At 40.7% G+C, this 14,067-nt stretch carries 15 protein-coding genes and 1 pseudogene; 5 read left to right on the top strand and 11 right to left on the bottom strand.

The features are described 5' to 3' along the window. The first annotated feature begins 76 nt into the window (after positions 1 to 76). Positions 77 to 943 (top strand): DUF3530 family protein, encoded by an 867-nt coding sequence (locus ACGEDC_RS11845; protein WP_394493407.1) that lies wholly within the window; start codon positions 77 to 79, stop codon positions 941 to 943. A 50-nt stretch (positions 944 to 993) separates the two neighbouring features. Here the strand turns inward: ACGEDC_RS11845 and ACGEDC_RS11840 are convergent, their stop codons facing one another. Next, a complete protein-coding gene (locus ACGEDC_RS11840) occupies positions 994 to 1,494 on the bottom strand; it encodes a YqhA family protein (protein ID WP_055022698.1) in 501 nt (166 codons plus the stop codon). 146 nt (positions 1,495 to 1,640) lie between these two features. Then, a pseudogene (locus ACGEDC_RS11835) lies at positions 1,641 to 2,446 on the bottom strand (crotonase/enoyl-CoA hydratase family protein). 372 nt (positions 2,447 to 2,818) lie between these two features. Between ACGEDC_RS11835 and ACGEDC_RS11830 the strand changes: the two are divergent. Together ACGEDC_RS11830 and ACGEDC_RS11825 are read left to right on the top strand one after the other, a co-directional pair. After that, positions 2,819 to 3,814 (top strand): response regulator, encoded by a 996-nt coding sequence (locus tag ACGEDC_RS11830; RefSeq protein ID WP_055022700.1) that lies wholly within the window; start codon positions 2,819 to 2,821, stop codon positions 3,812 to 3,814. 62 nt (positions 3,815 to 3,876) lie between these two features. Continuing rightward, on the top strand, positions 3,877 to 4,842 hold the full coding sequence (locus ACGEDC_RS11825; protein WP_055022701.1) for a GGDEF domain-containing protein: 966 nt from the start codon (positions 3,877 to 3,879) through the stop codon (positions 4,840 to 4,842). A gap of 155 nt (positions 4,843 to 4,997) precedes the next feature. Here the strand turns inward: ACGEDC_RS11825 and rraB are convergent, their stop codons facing one another. The 6 genes from rraB to ACGEDC_RS11795 form a co-directional block, all read right to left on the bottom strand. Beyond that, positions 4,998 to 5,387: a ribonuclease E inhibitor RraB gene (gene rraB, locus ACGEDC_RS11820; RefSeq protein WP_055022702.1), complete on the bottom strand. Its 390-nt coding sequence runs from the start codon at positions 5,385 to 5,387 to the stop codon at positions 4,998 to 5,000. Positions 5,388 to 5,443: 56 nt separating this feature from the next. Next, complete coding sequence (locus ACGEDC_RS11815; protein ID WP_055022703.1) at positions 5,444 to 6,175, bottom strand: 1-acylglycerol-3-phosphate O-acyltransferase; 732 nt, start codon at positions 6,173 to 6,175, stop codon at positions 5,444 to 5,446. Positions 6,176 to 6,383: 208 nt separating this feature from the next. Next, positions 6,384 to 7,154 (bottom strand): metal ABC transporter permease, encoded by a 771-nt coding sequence (locus ACGEDC_RS11810; protein ID WP_055022704.1) that lies wholly within the window; start codon positions 7,152 to 7,154, stop codon positions 6,384 to 6,386. 3 nt (positions 7,155 to 7,157) lie between these two features. Continuing rightward, positions 7,158 to 8,066, bottom strand: a complete 909-nt coding sequence (locus ACGEDC_RS11805) for a metal ABC transporter solute-binding protein, Zn/Mn family (protein WP_080914873.1) — start codon at positions 8,064 to 8,066, stop codon at positions 7,158 to 7,160. Next, positions 8,050 to 9,264 carry a hypothetical protein gene (locus ACGEDC_RS11800; protein WP_065109771.1) on the bottom strand — a complete coding sequence of 405 codons (1,215 nt, stop codon included), beginning with the start codon at positions 9,262 to 9,264 and terminating at the stop codon, positions 8,050 to 8,052. The genes ACGEDC_RS11805 and ACGEDC_RS11800 overlap by 17 nt, the downstream gene beginning before the upstream one ends. A 90-nt stretch (positions 9,265 to 9,354) precedes the next feature. Then, positions 9,355 to 9,594 (bottom strand): ABC-type zinc uptake system zinc chaperone, encoded by a 240-nt coding sequence (locus ACGEDC_RS11795; RefSeq protein ID WP_240433730.1) that lies wholly within the window; start codon positions 9,592 to 9,594, stop codon positions 9,355 to 9,357. 268 nt (positions 9,595 to 9,862) lie between these two features. Here ACGEDC_RS11795 and ACGEDC_RS11790 point away from each other — a divergent pair, with 268 nt between their 5' ends. Beyond that, positions 9,863 to 9,988: a hypothetical protein gene (locus ACGEDC_RS11790; protein ID WP_259651232.1), complete on the top strand. Its 126-nt coding sequence runs from the start codon at positions 9,863 to 9,865 to the stop codon at positions 9,986 to 9,988. Here ACGEDC_RS11790 and ACGEDC_RS11785 read toward each other — a convergent pair. Then, on the bottom strand, positions 9,985 to 10,308 hold the full coding sequence (locus tag ACGEDC_RS11785; RefSeq protein WP_394493402.1) for a hypothetical protein: 324 nt from the start codon (positions 10,306 to 10,308) through the stop codon (positions 9,985 to 9,987). The genes ACGEDC_RS11790 and ACGEDC_RS11785 overlap by 4 nt on opposite strands. Positions 10,309 to 10,415: 107 nt before the next feature. On the opposite strand from ACGEDC_RS11785, the gene ACGEDC_RS11780 reads away from it, so the two are divergent. Beyond that, positions 10,416 to 12,041: a mechanosensitive ion channel domain-containing protein gene (locus tag ACGEDC_RS11780; RefSeq protein WP_394493400.1), complete on the top strand. Its 1,626-nt coding sequence runs from the start codon at positions 10,416 to 10,418 to the stop codon at positions 12,039 to 12,041. A gap of 77 nt (positions 12,042 to 12,118) precedes the next feature. Here the strand turns inward: ACGEDC_RS11780 and ACGEDC_RS11775 are convergent, their stop codons facing one another. Beyond that, positions 12,119 to 12,988 carry a MaoC/PaaZ C-terminal domain-containing protein gene (locus ACGEDC_RS11775; protein WP_394493398.1) on the bottom strand — a complete coding sequence of 290 codons (870 nt, stop codon included), beginning with the start codon at positions 12,986 to 12,988 and terminating at the stop codon, positions 12,119 to 12,121. Positions 12,989 to 13,144: 156 nt separating this feature from the next. Next, positions 13,145 to 14,059, bottom strand: coding sequence for a TraB/GumN family protein (locus ACGEDC_RS11770; protein ID WP_394493396.1), 915 nt, complete (start codon positions 14,057 to 14,059; stop codon positions 13,145 to 13,147). Between the last annotated feature and the right edge of the window lie 8 nt (positions 14,060 to 14,067).

The raw sequence follows: 14,067 nt of genomic DNA, 5'->3' as shown, positions 1-14,067 counted from the left end.
GCAGAGATGAAGCAAAAGCCCTGAACTTCAGGGCTTTTTTGTAGGCGATTTTCATCCAACCTGTAAGAAAGCGGCAATGACACTCATCAAGCAGATCCTATTTACCTTCATCCTCACTTTCAGCATTGGCACGAATACCTTTGCCGAGTCATTATTCGCCCCCGTCAGTGACGAGCAAAAGCAGCAGATCATTGTTCAAGATAAACCCATTGATGTCATAGTTAAGCCTTGGCAAGGCAGAAAACAGCGTGGCAGCGCTATCATTCTTGGGCCAACTGAATCAGACGCTACAGGACTGGAAAGCAGCCGTTATATGCGCTTGCAATTACCACTCTCAGGCTGGGCAACAATCAGCATCAAGCCAACCGAAGGCTTATATCGTCCTAATTTCGCAACTGATGCAGATCAAATTAACAAGGCAGGTGAAAAGCAGCTAACGCTTGATGCGCATCAAATGACGCCTAAGTACACCTCCAGTCAGTTATTAGAGCTCAATAATTTCCAACAAAAAGTGATTGAAGAATCTATTGCTCAGATAGAAGGAGTGGCTGCGCAATACCCTGGGAAACGGATTATTATCGCAGCAGATGATAGTGCGGGTATGGTCGTTAATCTACTTCATCAAGATAAATTAACTAAACCTGACTTGCTCGTTATCATTAATCCTTATCGCGAATTTGAACAATTGATTAATGAACAAAACCGAGGCTTGAGTATTGCCAAGCAACTAGCAGGGTTAGACATTCCCGTATTGGACTTGCAATCGGCTAACGGACATAAGGCCGCATTAGCGCAAAGCATAGAGCGTAAAAATAGTAATTTAGTTAAATCAGCAAATTTATACCGACAGTATTTATTACAATTAGATTTGAGCCATCAAGGTGGCTGGGATGAAGCGTTAGATCATATTGAAGGCTTTGCGAGAAAAATTGCTGGTTACTGACAGTTTCAATAACTATTGACCAATAACCAGCAATCTAACACTTGGCGAGGTTAGTCTTTTTTATCTTTACTCAACATCAAAGACAGTGCGACTAACACCACAATAATTCCCATGTAGAGCAAGTCGAGCATCGACTGAGGCTTCATTTCAGTAAAATAAGAAAACACCTTGATGATAAGCATCATCAAAATCACTTTACCTAGCTTACTTTTGAGCGAATCAATGCTGCTAATCACTAAAATGCGGCCACCGCTTTTGGTGTCATCGGCATTTTTTAAATCACTGATAAACAATTCATACAGACCAAAAGCAAAAATAAGCATGACAGCGCCGAGTAAGAAAGTATCTAAAATCTCAACCACGACCATAATAATGTCATTTCTTATTTCGTGGCTGCCAGAAACGATGTAACTCCAAAGCAGTGCCAATAAATGCACCACATCCTTGATCCCTACAGTAAAGATAACCAGCGCCCCGACAACACAAGCAAGCACGCCAACCATCACTGATAATCGGCTGCTCCATAACAATTTTTCAAACGTTTCACGCATAAGACAATCTCAAGTTGCACAATCAATTTTGGCGCTGATAATAGCAAGCTTTTAGTTCCGTCGGCACCCATCATTTGAGAATTGTTACTCTATGATAGTGAAGTAAATAATCGACTTAATCTAGTACACAGTATGAGACTTGGAATTTACCAACCCGACTGCCTATCTTGATAGGGTTTACCTGACTGCTTAATTTCACGATGACTGGCAATCAAACGATTCTTACCTAAAAGTAATCGAATCTGACTCAATGACTCTCGGCTCAATAAACTGCGTAACGTCCCCGACCAGTTCTTATTGATACTCAGCTTAATAGCCGCATTAGTATCTGGCGAACGCTGCATTAGCTTTTCTGCATAACGTGTCGCCATCTCTAGCGGGTTATCATGCACCTCTGTGACTAAACCAAATTCAAGCGCTTTGTCAGCAGTGATAATATCTGCGGTATAGGTCAATTGCATGGCTTTGTCTTTAGTCATGATTTGCCTTAACCCTGCAAGTCCAGCCATATCAGGTAATAAGCCCCACTTAGATTCCATGATTGAAAGCTGAGCGTCTTTACTGGCAAATCGAAAATCTGCACCTAATGCGATTTGCACGCCACCGCCATAGCAAAACCCTTCAATGACACATATCACAGGAATAGGAAGCTGCTGCCAACCTAAAGAAACTCGCTGAGCTAGATTTGCATTACCTGGCAACCACTTAAAAGAAGTTTTAATGCGGGCATCATTGATTTTGAAACACTTTTAACGTCCAAACCAGAACTGAAATTACCGCCAGCTCCCGACAGAATAACCGCCCTAACAGCAGTGTTTTTATGTAGTTTTTTGATGGTTTTATCGATTGCTTGAAACAACTCAATATTCAATGCATTGTATTTTTCAGGCCGATTTAACGTTACATAGGCAATGCCATTGTCTATCTTTAACGTAACGAGTTTACTCTCCATGATTCATCCTTTACTGGTCAGTCCAGATCTTAAGTTATCATAAACCAGCAATTTGGCGAATAGTTAACCAAGGTGAGCAAAGCAACAATTTTTACATCCCCCCAAATATACCCGTTAGTAAACAAACGTTACGCCATAGAGCCTTTAAAATGCCATAAATGATACATTTTTATGATAAACGCCAAAATTCTGTCGATTTTTAATGCTAATACTCAACAATAAGTTGTAAAATATTGTTTAATACAATGTAGAAAGACACTGCAACGCAATATCACCATGTTGAACTGCAGGAATTAAAGAGATGAAAACTGTCTTTTTTTGCAACGACTACACTTAAATAATAATAACCCTGTAAAAGGATCCTCTGTCTCTATGACTATTCCTATTTTGATATGCGATGATTCAGGATTAGCTAGAAAGCAAATGGCGCGCACACTCCCAAAAGAATGGGATGTTGAAATCAGCTATGCCACTAATGGAGCGGAAGGTCTTGAGGTTATCCGTGCTGGGAAAGGGGAAATTGTCTTTCTCGATCTCAATATGCCAGTCATGGATGGTTACGAGGTATTAGAAGCGATTCAGCGAGAGGACTTACCCGCCCTCGTCATCGTGGTATCTGGCGATATCCAAATCAAAGCTCATGAGCGAGTCAAAGCATTAGGTGCTTTGGATTTCATCCAAAAACCGGTCAGTGCTGATGCCATCAGTAATATTCTTGAAGAGTACGGCATTTTGACCTTAGCACTTAAAGATGCTGCTGATGACACACCGATGTTTGAGGTTGATTTACGTGATGCCTGCCAAGAAATTGCTAACGTAGCAATGGGCCGAGCTGCGGATCTACTGGCCACGTTATTGGATGTGTTCGTGATGCTGCCAATTCCAAATGTGAATGTTCTCGAAGTCAGTGAGCTCACTATGGCGCTTAAAGCTACAGAAGAAAGCTCAAAAATTTCAGCTCTCTGCCAAGGATTTATTGGCGCAGGTGTGGCTGGTGAAGCGTTATTGTTATTCCATGACTCTAGTTTTACCGATATGGCCAAACTCATGGGCCATAAAGATCCTCAGGATGCAGCCAATGAAGTCGAAGTATTAATCGATACTGGCAATGTTCTGATCGGCGCATTTCTCAATGGCATCTCAGAACAACTGGATATGAAATTTAGCCAAGGACATCCAGTGGTATTGGGCAGACATTGCACAGTCAATGAATTGATTCATGATAATTCGGAAAAATGGCAACGCACCCTAGCAATGGAAATCAACTATCAAATTGAAGATCATAATGTTCAATGCGATTTGCTGTTGCTTTTCACCGAAGATTCCATCCCAACACTTAATTTTAAGTTGGGCTATTTACTTGATTAATCATGATTTTAGCGATTCATATTCGCTAGTCATTAAAATAATAACAATGTTGGATGTTACTCATGTCTACTGATCAAAATGCAATGAACGAACTTCACTGGCTCATTGATATGGTGCAAACCATAGAAGTTGGGCTAGTCGTATTAGATCGTAATTACAATATCCAACTTTGGAATGGTTTCATGGAAAACCACAGTGGAGTCTCGCCAAATGGCATCAAAGGTAAAAACCTTTTTGATACATTTAGCGACCTGCCAAAAGAGTGGTTAACCCAAAAAATGGAATCGGTTTTCCTACTAAAGAATCGTTCGTTTATCAGCTGGGAACAGCGTCCATATGTGTTCGAGTTTAAAAACTACCGTCCAATTACAGGCCGGGCTGATCATATGTACCAAAATATCACCTTGCTGCCTCTGGCATCACTCACAGGGAATATTACTCACATTAGTATTATTATTTATGATGTTACCGATGTCGCTATAAACAAATTACAGCTTAAATCTGCTAACGAACAGTTGGAGAAACTGAGTCAGACTGACAGTTTAACCCAGTTATTTAACCGTCGTCATTGGCAAGCTTGTTTTGAAAAAGAGTATGAACGCTATGCGCGCTACGGTGAAAGTGGCAGCATGATCATGATAGACATTGATAACTTTAAACAAATCAATGATAAATACGGCCACCCTGCGGGCGATAAAGTGATTCAAAGTATTGCCCATATACTTAAACAGTCTTTGCGTGAAACAGACTTTGCAGGCCGCTATGGCGGAGAAGAGTTTGCCGTTGTCCTCACTAATACTAATGCTGATGAGTCTAAGTACTTTACGGAGCGATTACGTAAAAAAGTTGAAGCATCACAAGTGGTGTATAAAAACCAAATTATTAAAGTCACCATTAGTATTGGGGTAAACGCGTTATCAGAACAAACAAAAAACAGTGCTAGTTGGCTTGCTGGTGCGGATAAAGCTTTGTACCAATCTAAAGAGAATGGCCGTAACCAAACATCAGTGTTTAAAGAAGAGTCTTAGCACCTCGCTAGCAATTAATTGAATCGCTAATGATTGACCAGCAATGATAAAACCATTCTTTAGATAACTAGCCGACAATAAAAAACCACTCAAATGAGTGGTTTTTTATATTTAATCAGCGATTTATATTTAATCAACGATGAAGATAGTCGTCGTTATTCTTCGTCGTACTCTTCATCAAGTTCGTCTTCATCACCAATAAAGAATGTACCCCAACCGTCGTAATCTACTTTTTGCTTTTGAGCTAAAATCATAAGCTGCTCACATGCTTTATCCAGTAAGTCAGCCTCTAAAGCATGATTTGCAATCGCGTCAAAGCAGAAAATTAACGAACCATCTTCAAGTTGCATTTCTTCAGCATCATTAACTTCAAAGCCAAGCTTAAATGCATCAACAGCCGCTTTTTCTAAACGATCAAAATTAGTCGAAGAAAAGTGATGCTCAATCGTGTATTCAGCATCAGCCTGCGAGCCATCATCAAGTAATGCTTGAATGATTTCACGGTTCTCAGCAAACTGCTCTTTTAGTAGACCTTCAATAGACATGGAGTAACTCCGTTAACAAAAATTATGCGGCTAATGGTCAATTATACTTGATAAACCTATTGAGGTTTAGCCATTAATGCAGATGCTTCCTGATTTAATTCAGCCAATCGAGCCGACATTGCTTCATGTACCTTAGCACATAGCTTTTTCACATCCGCTTTATCAACACCTGCAGTCGACATAGGAGCCATCATCTCAACAATCACCACACCATTGTTCCAACGATTTAATTTAATGTGATTTTGACAAGAGGCAAGGACCGGTACGATTGAAGCTTTCGCTGCGATAGCAGTATGAAAAGCCCCAACCTTAAAAGGTAACAAGCCACGTCCACGAGAACGTGTTCCCTCAGGGAAAATCCATACAGATAATAATTTGTTTTTCATTTTCTCGACCGTTTTAGCCATAGTATCAAATGCACTATGACGGTTCTTACGGTCAATAAGAATATTGCCTGATAACCAGTAAATTTGTCCAAATAGCGGCATCCAAGCCAAACTTTTCTTACCTAAACTCACCGTTGCTTTAGGCACAGCAGAAGTGTGGGTAAATAAATCAAAGTTATTTTGATGATTAGCTAAGTAGATTTTAGGCTCTTTAGGGTTTTCTTCTGCTGCGTGACGCGTGATCACCTTGATACCTAAAATAGGAGCAACTGAAGCAAAAATACGTGCAATAACATGTACATTGTCACGATGCATAGGTCTAACAAGACAAAGGATTATTGCGAAAAAAAACGCCAGTGTTAATAACACTGCAAGAATAATTGAACGAGCAATTAACAGCACAAGCAGACTCCTGCGAAGAAAGTGGCGACAGTATAGCCAGCACAGTAGCTGGACTCAATGGTTTGTTTAATTTCAGTTTACATTTGTAAGCTAAAATAATTATACACTAGCCCAGATAAAAGAATGGTGCGTTAACATTAACGCACCATTAATTCTGTACTTAGTGACTTCAATCGCTAGTCTTATACGCTTCAAAAACCGCTTTTAATCAGACATTGCTAGTTTGATTAAAAGACAATAAAACACGCATAGTAATAGCACTGAACGCTAAGGCTGCCACTATTGCGGCCCCACTAGGCAAATCATAACTGGCAGAGAGTATAAGCCCTGCTAAGTAGCCAACAAATCCAACCACATACGTCAGCACAAGTTGCCCTTTACCATGGTATTTATTCAGTGCTAAGGCGGGCAAAATTAGCGTACTAAAGACTAAGTAAACGCCAACTAATTCAACCGACAAGGTAATCACTATCGCAAATAAGAAGTAGAACCCTGCACCATCAAGTACTTGTGGCCTAATGACCACCAGTAACAATATCGCAGCAGACACCACACCTGGTAATACGAGTTGCGACCAGTTAACCCATAATATTTGCCCTGACATTAATTGTTTTAAGAGCTCTGCGCCATGAGGATCGTTAGACAATAACAACATCGCGGCCACAGCACTCAACACATAAAAACAACCAATAATAGCTTCAAGCTCATCAGCAAAACGCTTTGAAAGCCAGGCAATAAAACCCGCTCCCGCTAACGCAAATAAAGCAGGCATCCATACATGAGAAAAAGGCAGCTCTTCTAATCTATGATCCATATGCGACACAATGGCACCTAAAGCCGCCACTTGTGCAATGGCTAAATCAATAAAGATGATGCCACGTTTTAGTACCTGACGACCTAAGACCACATGCGTAGACAGCACCAATATCCCCGCAACAAATGCGGGGAGCAGTATTGGTAGCAGCTCAAGATCAAGCATAGGCTATTGCACCTCTGTGAGTAACGAAATCACGCTATCATAGAGGCTAAATAAATCCTTGCTATCATCATTACCACCAACAGACATAGGCAACATTATCACTGGTAAATCCGTTCTTTCTCCTAGCCAATTGGCACCACGATCATCCTGATACGAAGTGAACAATATAGCCATGACATCGCCTTCTTGGCTGCGACTAACCAGCTTAGCAAGATGACTACTGCTAGGTGGGATCCCTGGCTTTGGCTCTAAATCAGCAACTTGCTCCATTCCTAGCCAGTTGAACAAGTAACGAAAGCTTGAGTGGTAAGCAATCACTTTCTTACCTTTAAGTCCTGCTGCTTTTTCTTCCCATTGAGGAATCGCTTTTTGCCACTTTTCACTAAATGCAGCAAGGTTTGCTTGGTAACTCGTCGCCGAGTCAGGATCAAGCTGCGTCATTTTGGCAGATAAGGCATCTGCTACCTGTAGCAACCTGCTAGGGTCAAAATGCAAATGTGGGTTACCTTTGGCGTGAACATCTCCCATTGAGCGGTCAACATTCTCAAGTTGATCTAGCGTCTCAATATGTTCAGCCGCATAAAACAAACCATTATCTGTTGAACGCACCTTATTGTTCGATGCTTTCATTTGCAGCATAGGCAGCCAACCTATTTCAAGGTCAGCACCAGCACAAACCACTAAGTCTGCTTGACGCATTTTGGCAATTAGGCTTGGTCTAGCTTGTACTTGATGCGGGTCTTGTAAAGCACTCGTCGCCGAATACACTTTCGCATCAGGTGCTAGCTCTTGGCTTAAGGCTGCATATTCAGGCTCACAAGCAAACACATTCAATTGTGCGTTTGCTGAACCCGCCAAAAAGGAACTAAATAAAGCACCTATGGCAATTAGCGTTTTAGAATTGATGCGCACCGTGAGCTCCTAATGTCATGACATACTGTAGGGTTACGATATTATCGTCTTCAAAACCATCAAAGTTGGTACCCTTCTGATTAGTATATTGTAGACGCACTGTCGAGAAGTGACTGTGATGCCACGCTAAACTAAGCTCGGTTTCTTTTAGCTTTTGCGCATCTAAATGATCGCCATGAGCTTCGAATGTATCAACCTCACCGTAACGTAAACCCGCTGACCAGTTAGGAGAGAACTGGTAAACACTGCTTAAGTACCAACCTTCATGATAATCGTTATGACTTTCTTCACCGTGATCATCATGCTCTTCATGATCATGTTCCTCTTCAAATGAGAAGATATCATTCACACGGAAGTACTCACCGCTCACTGTTAAGTGTTGATATTTATAGTTGCCGTTTGGAGCCCATTTGTAGACGAAGTCGGCGATATAAGTGTTTTCGCCCGTGTAAGATGCACTATGAGTGTGACCTTCATGATCATGATCGTCATCAGCAATCACATCGTGTTCGTGCTCATCTTCACCTTCTACAACACCTTGACCATTTGAGTTACGTAAATAGCTTAAGCCCACCTGCCATGAACTTGATAAGCCAATATCACCACCAAATTTAGTGAAGGCTGAATACACCCCTACCGTGTCGAAATCGCGCTCGCCATGCTCATCTTCGGCGCGCATTTTGTCACCTTTGAATGCTTCAACACCCATTGTCCAATATAGATCAGTTGGTGCTACATACGTTAAACGAACACCATCATCAAAATAATGACCGCCCATAAATGCACGATAAGCACCTGGACGATCAACGAATGCATCTGTGTGTAAATGTTGGTTATTTAAGTAACCGACATCAGATAAAAAGCGACCAGCACGAATCCCTAGACCACCCGGTAATCCCATGGTTTGAATGAAGGCTTCTTCTAGTTCAATTTCAGTTTCACCGTCATGAGACTCTAAAATGGCAGTCACTTTACCGTAGAACATGTCATCGATGTTGGCACTGATAGCAAGCTCTGTTTCGCCTAAACCAAACCCTTCACTGCGGCCACCTAAGCCACGATCGCCTGTTTGATAAAAACCATCTAAAACGGCACTTATATTAGGATTTGTTAGGCTAGAATCTTCAGCAAAAGCATGAGTAGAAACCAAGGCACAAGCAGCTGCAACCAATGAAAGACGTTTGTTTGAGTAAGACATTTTTTCTCCAAAATACAACAAGTAGTCGACCATCATCTTGAATAGTCGAAAAATAATTTATCCGTAAAAATTTGTTGGGTATGTATAGAACTAGGAGAAAACGGGTGGTGCTCGGCTATGGTAAACCGTTTGATGGGCAAAATATGAAGCAACAATGGATTCAATAGCCGGTTCGAAAGTTTGACGAACTACGGCAATATTGACATCCGTGCTTGGAAGCGTTTTTTGCAATTGGTGTTGATGAAAACAAAGCGTACATTGTGTACTTGCTCCATCATGCAAATGCACAGAATTATGTGCAGAAGCCGCAAACGACAATAACACGAGCATGGCTGACAGCCAGATCGATATTAATTGTCTTGTTCGCATTGAATGAGGCAAAGAAGTGTTCTCTGTTTAACAAAAATCGCGACTATCTTAAAAAAATTTGAAAAAAGCAACCAGAAGAATGTTACAAATCACTTTTTCTAAATTTTTGTGACTTAACATAGCAACTTATACAAATCCTCGTTAAGCTATTTAAGATTAGCTTAAGCTGTCAAAGCTAAAATATTAGTCATATATTGCTGCAAAGTCAGCCAAGACAGAGGATTTAACTATGATGAATTTACTCAAAGATAACATCGGTATTATATTAACTATGGTCATTATTGGTGTCGTCGTGCTTGGCGGTATTTATTACGTTGAAGCAGCATTAGAAAATCAAGTTCAAGTTGTCGATTAATCTTCTATTGTTGAGTCATCATCTGGCGCATCAATCACAATGAGATGATCCATTAAATGCGTTACCCCTGTAATAATCAGTGAAATCATGATGATAGGGGTAACGATATTAGCAACACCATCGACAAAATACCCAACGAAACCCGCTATTACTGCTGCATAAAATCCCAATACTTTCAGTACAGTTAATATCACATGACGGCCTAACCATGCTCGACAATGGTAGCATTGTATTTGCGCTGAAAACCCATTGCCACGGCTAGCAGTCACTTTCGCCAACGAAATAGGTTGATGACAATGTGGGCAGGCTATTCTTGCCATATTAAATTTACCTGAAAATAAAAAGTGCGTAAGTCTATCAAATTATCGTCAAACTTCCCGCAATAACTTATCATTAGCTTTCTACTATACTGACAGGAAGTTTTACCATGCCAAGAATTCTGTTTATTATTTGCTGTTTACTCAGTGTAATTTGCTTTTCTGGTACCAGTTATGCGGCGCAAGTTAGCCCTGAGACTGACAAAAAAATTCAACAACTACAAAAAACCATCGATACCGACATTATTTGGCTTAAAACTGCTAAAGGTGAACTTAAAGATGTCAGCGAATATCGCATCCGCAATAAAACCAACTTATTAAGAGAAGAGTTAGCAACGCTAATCAATCAACCAGACCCTGATTTAGCTTACTTGGTTCCACAAGTGAATAAGCAGCTGGTGTTTCTAGATAAAGTCGGTCAATACCTAGATGCAAGAACGGGTGAGTTAAAGCTCGCTTTAGGTGGTGATAATGATGTAGAAATCATGCGTGATATTATCAAACGTGAAGAAGATCGTGACCATTACTTGCAAGCAGAATTAGAAACAATTAACTGGGGTAAGACGCTTAACATTAACGTTGATAATGCCGAAGCTGCGTTAACTGCAGAAGTCTTACTAAGAGCTGATTATTTCGAAAGCTTAGTTACCTATACTCAAGTACAGCTTCAAGAAGCGGTTGCTGAAGCTTCTGATGCTGGCGCTGACATTACTGCTGAGCAAAAGAGCAAAGTGTCATCTTTAAAAGATCGTTTGGCAATGCACACCGCAAGCTTGAATATTGCCATCGAAATGCTTGAATCACTCGGCCAAGACACCACACAGATTAAACAAACATTATTCAGTGTCTCTGGCGATATTACTCAAGATGTTCTGAATTTTGATGTGGCTTCTAGTCTCATTGAAGAATGGATGACGATTGCGAAAAACCAAGCTTTGGAAAACGGTGCAGGCGTAACATTTAAAGTGATTATTTTCTTGATCATTTTATTCCTAACAAGCTTAGTTGCTAAGCTCGTTCGAAAAGTGGTGCGCAAAGCCGTTAACTCATCAAAACTTAACTTCAGCATGCTGTTGCAAGACTTCTTCACATCCATTTCAGGTAATGTGATTTTTGCCTTAGGTTTATTAATTGCACTGTCACAACTTGGCTTTGAATTGGCACCATTATTGGCAGGTTTTGGTATTGCGGGTGTGATTATTGGTTTTGCTTTGCAAGACACATTATCTAACTTTGCATCGGGTATGATGATCTTAATCTACCGTCCGTATGATGTTGGTGACTTGATCAATGCAGCAGGAGTAACAGGTCGTGTTAGTCATATGAGCTTGGTATCAACAACGGTTAAAACCCTAGATAACCAACGATTAATCATTCCAAATAATAAAATTTGGGGTGACACCATTAACAATATTACTGTTGAACAAGAACGCCGTGTAGATATGACGTTTGGTATTGGCTATGGCGATGATATCCCTAAAGCTGAAAAAATCCTTACCGACATTGTTATGGCTCACCCAAAGGTCAAGCAATTTCCTGAGCCTACGATTAAGCTTCATACCTTAGGTGAATCATCAGTCGACTTTGTGGTGCGCCCTTGGGCAGATCCTATCGACTACTGGGATGTATACTGGGATATTACCCGTGAAGTGAAAATGCAGTTTGACGCTCAAGGGGTTAGCATTCCATTCCCACAACGGGATGTACATATTTACCATGAAAAAGCGGTTGATTAAGCCTATTTAATTGATACAAAAAACCCGAGTGAATAACTCGGGCTTTTCTTTGCGCATTTACAGGTGTACCACAAGCATTAATCTAGGTAAGTCATATTACCAAGCAAATGCGGACGTCGACCTTTAATATCACGCATTTCAAATCGTTTACCATTTTCCATACTTTCAAAAGCAAAAGTGACTTCTGATGGCATAAAGACAGGTAACTTGAATTCAACATCGACTTTAAACGGTCTCTCACCAATAAACTGCATTAATGCCGCTAATGAACGAGCTTTTGACCACATGCCGTGAGCTAATACGCGCTCAAAACCGAAACGTTTAGACACGATAGGATGAAGGTGAATCAGATTATAATCGCCAGAGGCTTTAGCATATTTACGCCCTAAATCTTCAGGTAATGCCCAAGTTTGCACATCTTCCCATGTCATATCTGAAGCTCTAGGCGGTCTTGCTCTGCGTCCTTTGGACTCAATGCGATATAAGTAAGTTGATAATGCTTCCCACACCAGTTCCTGTCCAACATACACCTTTGACACAAGCTCAAACTCAAGGCCTGCATCTGTGGTCTGACTGCTTGTCAGCTCACATTGCACATCAAACGTTTCATCGGCATTAATGGGCCTGTATAAACTAATGCTGTTCTTAAGGTGGATCATACCTAGCAATGGAAAGGTGATCGCTTTATGGGTAAAAATGCTGGCATGAAGTCTAAAAGCTAACACGTATAAAAACGTAGGAGGTAACACTTTGCCATCAAAACCAAATTGGCAAACATCAGCATATTGCTGAATTTTTTTATCATTGAGGTGAATATTACTAACCTGCACATTGATGTTTGGCAACGGTTGCTGATCCCAACCAGGCTTGCGCGATAATAATATCTTTCGATACAGAGACAGCAACGATGGCATCGAAGCTAATTCTATAGAGTAGTCGTGACTCAAGAGAGTTACCTTTTGTTTATTAACTGAAAAACGCAGTATTTAGCAAACCTAAACACTGCGTCATTAAATGTTTCAATGCTGCTATTATACATCTAGATTGATAACATCAGTCAAAAAATGCCAATTTTTACTCTTCAAATGGAAAACAACATTACATTATCGATACTCATTACAGGTCATTTTCCAACAATCGATCACATCGGCACCTGCATTTCGTAACAACTCGGGCAAGGCTTGTTGGCCTACGACATGCCCAGCGCCAACAATGACGAACAAGCGTTGATAATGACTATCTTGTAAAATCTCGATGATTCTTTGCGTCATCGTGTGGTTTCTTTGCCAAAGCAATTTAGTTAATAGCTCATCTGATTCTTCTGCTTGATGCTCCATAATATCTGCGAGTGCTTGATGATCGCCCGAACGCCATGCTGATATCAGCTCAAGCATCTCGCCATCGGTTGCGTTAATCGCTTCATCCAATAATTGCGCTTGAGTTTTATCTGAAAAAGAAGAAATGAGGTCGAACTGAAATTCAACACTTTCAAGCTCAAGTAATGGCTTAGCCGGATCACGAGCCACAAATGTCACATCGACGCCTGCTTCAGGTGAAAACCCCAATTCAGCAAAGCGCCCAACACCGATTTGGTTTGCCTGAAGCCAAGTAGCAAGCGGCTTTAAACCGTCGCACATGGTTTGGTTTTTACCGCAAAAAGCCGGATATAAACTCGCAATGTCGGCTTGTTTTCCTTTCGCAAAACCATACTGCTGCAATAGGTGTTGTATATTGGCTTTAGTCACATCCGCTTCAATCACTAATGCATCTGACTCAACAAAACTTTGTTCTATTTGCAAAGGTAAAGGATAAAAGTCGGCTTTGCCAATATGAATAGAGCCCAATAAGTATATTTGTTTATTTTGATAACTGGCTTTGAAGAAAGGTGGTTTATCAGTTTCAGCTGCACTCGCATTAACAGCTAAAGCTAATGCAAGTACAACCCCAACGAAAATGAATCTAAGCCTCGTTAATAATGTTGCGGTGATTTTTAACGGTAATTCACTTGTTAGTCCCATGCCAGCCC

The sequence above is a fragment of the Shewanella sp. ENK2 genome, assembly GCF_043568515.1.
GTDB classification, from domain to species: Bacteria; Pseudomonadota; Gammaproteobacteria; order Enterobacterales; family Shewanellaceae; genus Shewanella; species Shewanella japonica.
Note: the sequence above shows the minus strand (reverse complement) of the source record. Positions and strands in the feature narration are given on the sequence as shown.

Coding starts and splice junctions, on each gene's coding strand:
- ACGEDC_RS11845 (WP_394493407.1), top strand. CDS start 77: ATGACACTCATCAAGCAGATCCTATTTACCTTCATCCTCACTTTCAGC.
- ACGEDC_RS11840 (WP_055022698.1), bottom strand. CDS start 1,494: ATGCGTGAAACGTTTGAAAAATTGTTATGGAGCAGCCGATTATCAGTG.
- ACGEDC_RS11830 (WP_055022700.1), top strand. CDS start 2,819: ATGACTATTCCTATTTTGATATGCGATGATTCAGGATTAGCTAGAAAG.
- ACGEDC_RS11825 (WP_055022701.1), top strand. CDS start 3,877: ATGTCTACTGATCAAAATGCAATGAACGAACTTCACTGGCTCATTGAT.
- rraB (WP_055022702.1), bottom strand. CDS start 5,387: ATGTCTATTGAAGGTCTACTAAAAGAGCAGTTTGCTGAGAACCGTGAA.
- ACGEDC_RS11810 (WP_055022704.1), bottom strand. CDS start 7,154: ATGCTTGATCTTGAGCTGCTACCAATACTGCTCCCCGCATTTGTTGCG.
- ACGEDC_RS11800 (WP_065109771.1), bottom strand. CDS start 9,264: ATGTCTTACTCAAACAAACGTCTTTCATTGGTTGCAGCTGCTTGTGCC.
- ACGEDC_RS11795 (WP_240433730.1), bottom strand. CDS start 9,594: ATGCTCGTGTTATTGTCGTTTGCGGCTTCTGCACATAATTCTGTGCAT.
- ACGEDC_RS11790 (WP_259651232.1), top strand. CDS start 9,863: ATGATGAATTTACTCAAAGATAACATCGGTATTATATTAACTATGGTC.
- ACGEDC_RS11785 (WP_394493402.1), bottom strand. CDS start 10,308: ATGGCAAGAATAGCCTGCCCACATTGTCATCAACCTATTTCGTTGGCG.
- ACGEDC_RS11780 (WP_394493400.1), top strand. CDS start 10,416: ATGCCAAGAATTCTGTTTATTATTTGCTGTTTACTCAGTGTAATTTGC.
- ACGEDC_RS11770 (WP_394493396.1), bottom strand. CDS start 14,059: ATGGGACTAACAAGTGAATTACCGTTAAAAATCACCGCAACATTATTA.